General features: G+C 57.1%; 1 protein-coding gene and 1 pseudogene. Both read left to right on the top strand.

From position 1 onward, the window contains the following. Window positions 1-1,311 (top strand): penicillin-binding transpeptidase domain-containing protein (locus tag Q1Q75_RS22485; RefSeq protein ID WP_300675447.1); only part of this gene is annotated, 1,311 nt, incomplete at its 5' end. Between the two features lie 241 nt (window positions 1,312-1,552). Continuing rightward, window positions 1,553-3,354 (top strand): annotated as a pseudogene (locus Q1Q75_RS22480) (glutamine--fructose-6-phosphate aminotransferase); the annotation flags it as partial.

Here is a 3,354-nt window from a genome sequence, read left to right as displayed (position 1 = left end):
CTTAAAAAGGGTGTGGTGCGCGGCCTGGCAGCGGCGGTGGCCGTGGCCCTGCTTATCGCCTTGGTGGTGGCCCTTATCCCCGATAAAAAGGAGAGACCGGCCCCATCCCAAGACTCCGCACAGAAGAATCCCAACCTTCTTTCCCGCACCAGCCTGCGCGACCTCCTCGATACCGAACCCCTGTCCCGCCTGGATCATCAGGTGATTCACGTTCAGCAGGGGGACAAAAAGCTCACCGTCACCACCACCCTCAACCTGGAACTCCAGTCCCTTCTCATTGAAGAGTTCAAGCGCAATATTGCCCGCAAACGCGGCACCCCACGGTACGTGGCGGCAGTGGCCATGGATCCCGATACCGGGCGCATCCTCTCCATGGCCGGATTCAGCAAAGAGAGCGGAGACGTTAATCCCAGCCTCTCGGCCTCTTACCCGGCGGCCAGCATCTTCAAAATCATTACGGCGTCGGCAGCCGCAGAAAAACTCGGCCTTACCCCCCGAAGCACCCTGTCCTTTAATGGCGGAAAGTACACCCTTTATAAGCGGCAGATCCAGGAGAAGAAAAACCAATACACCAACACCATTACCTTCCGGGACTCCTTTGCCCAGTCGGTGAATCCGGTCTTCGGTAAACTGGGCGCCCTGAAACTCAAACGGGACAATCTCTCAGGATTCGGGGAGAAATTTCTCTTCAACCAGGAGATCGCCTTTGACCTGCCGGTGGAGAAAAGCGTCCTGTCCGTCGGAGAAGACCCCTACCAATGGGCAGAGGTGGCCTGCGGGTTCAACCGTACAACCAAGATCTCCCCGCTGCATGGGGCACTTATCGGCGCCACGGCCCTTACCGGTGGCGAAATTCCCGCCCCATACCTCGTGGACTCGGTTCAGACGTCCGAAGGGAAAATGCTCTACGCCCATCAGCGCGCAAACCTTGGGTGCGCGGTTCCTCCGAAGGTCTCCTCCACCTTAAACGCGCTGATGCAACGCACCATCCGATCGGGGACCGCCAGAAAAAGTTTCTCCGGCTACCGGAAAGACCCTGTTTTAAAGAATCTGACCCTCGGAGGAAAAACCGGCTCCATCTTTAACGAATCTCACGATGTCCGGGTGGACTGGTTTATCGGTTTTGCCAGAGACAAAAAAACCGGCAGGGGCATGACCATTGCTGTCGTGGTCGGTCACCAGGCGTATATAGGCACCCGCGCAAGCGCGTATGCAAGAAAAGCCATCACACGGTACTTCAGCACACCTCCCCCCCCCGAAGAGGCCCAAATCGCCACCGCTAAAAAAGTCGCCACTCCCAGCGACACCTGACCCCTTTGCCAAAAAAAAATCAGAAACGAAGCACTGCGCGGCCATTTTTTTAAATCTCACCCTGTAAGCTGTGCTATAAATCTTAGATTACTCGGCCCGGTCGGTATCCTGAACCACCCTCCAGGCCTGATATGCCGCTCCGCAGTACGCCAGACGGAGCCAGCCTAACCCTTGGACAACACGTACCTGCCCTCAGACGACACCAACAGGTACCCCTATACTTCAGCGGAGACTCTCTACCATGACATGGAAGCTCTCAACCTCCTGGACCGCCCTTCGTTCACGGCTCAACACCCCTGTCTGCCTCGGCAAACGGCCCCAGACACTCACCGGAAATGCCTGGGTCCTCTTTCCCTACGATCCAGCCACCCTCCATTGCGGCCTGGCCGGCCTTGTCTCCTTTGAACGGGGCACAACCGAAGTCGTCATGCCCTCCCTCATGGACGCCCTGGACGCCATGGCCAAAAAGGGCCTTGCCACCGTTGCCGATACTGGAGAGCTTTCTGCCGATTACTTGGGAGGAGCCAAAAAGGTAACGGCTCTCTACCGCGATGCCTGTCGGCTCAAGGGAGATCGCTGTTTCGCAAACCTGCTTCTCAAGCCAGAAGACCTGGAACACCTCACCCGGGCAGCCACGTCGGCCCGAACGCTTCTCACCGGTGAGGAAGAGGCGTTTTCCCAAAAAGCTGGTTTTCTCTCCCCTTCAGACACCGACGCCGTGGCTGCCTCCCTGGAACAACTTCGGGACATCGCCTGGTCCCTCACCGAAGAGAGCCTTGAAAACATAAAGAATGTCCGTGACCTGGCCGGTGTCGAGCTCATGCAATCCGGGGACGGCTGGATCATCCCCTATAAAAAGATCAACACCACCTTCAACGCCATCAACCGCCTGGAGGTCAGGGGCCGAGACTCTGCCGGTCTCTCCGTCATGTTCACCTTCCCTGCTGCCATCTGGTCCGAGATTCTGGTCGGCCTGCAGTCAAATGGACTCGAAGAGAATCTGGTCGAGCGATCCAAAGGCGACACACTGCTCAACAACACCGTGACCGTGGAAGAGAGAAAACACGCCACATCCATTGCCTTTGTCTACAAACGAGCCGCTGAAATCGGCCGTCTGGGCGATAACGTAAATTTCCTGAGGCGCCAGGTCAAAAATGATCTCCTGCTGAAATTCGTAGCCCCCTTCAGGCACACTGAGTTAACGGTCTCTTCTCACACCCGCTGGGCCTCTGTGGGAGCCATTACCGACGCCAACTGCCACCCCGTGGACAACCAGAACACCGATGGCCGGCTGCCCCGATCCGGGATCATCCATGTCAGCTTAAACGGTGACATCGACAACCATGTGAGTCTCAAGGAAGACTACGAAGACCGGTTCGACACCCTCCAAAAGGGAATCACCACAGATACCAAAGTAATCCCCATGCAGGTGGAAACCTACCTTAAAGCCGGCCATGGCATCGAAGAGGCTTTCCGCCTGGCCGTCAATGATTTTAAGGGATCCCACGCCATCACCATGCAAACCGACCTGGCTCCCGGCAAACTGTTTCTCGCCCAGAAGGGCAGTGGACAGGCCCTCTTTGTGGGAATCGCCGACGACCACTATATCGCCGTCTCCGAAGTCTATGGCTTTGTTGAAGAGACCTCCCGTTACATCAAGCTTAACGGCGAAAAGACCATCACAGGCCGCGACGGCAAGCCCGTCTCCGGCCAGATCGTCATCCTTGACGCCGCCACAGCCCGAGCCAACGGCGCGGAAGCGGGCATGCGCTCCTACCACTACGACGGCACTCCGGCTGCCATCACCCCCGACTCCATCATGAAAACCGAGATCACCAGCCGGGATATCGACCGACAGAACTTTCCCCACTATTTTCTCAAAGAGATTTCCGAGGCACCGCTCTCTGTAGAAAAAACCATGCAAAACCGGTGGAAAATTGAAGGGAATCCCGAACTCTGCCGCACCGTGCTCAACGAACAAGCCATCCCCGCCCGCACCGTCACGCGCATCCAGGAAGGCACCATCAAGCGCATCTACCTCGT

Source organism: Desulfoluna sp., from assembly GCF_030145185.1.
Classification (GTDB): Bacteria; Desulfobacterota; Desulfobacteria; order Desulfobacterales; family Desulfolunaceae; genus Desulfoluna.
This window is presented reverse-complemented; position numbering and strand designations above follow the sequence as displayed.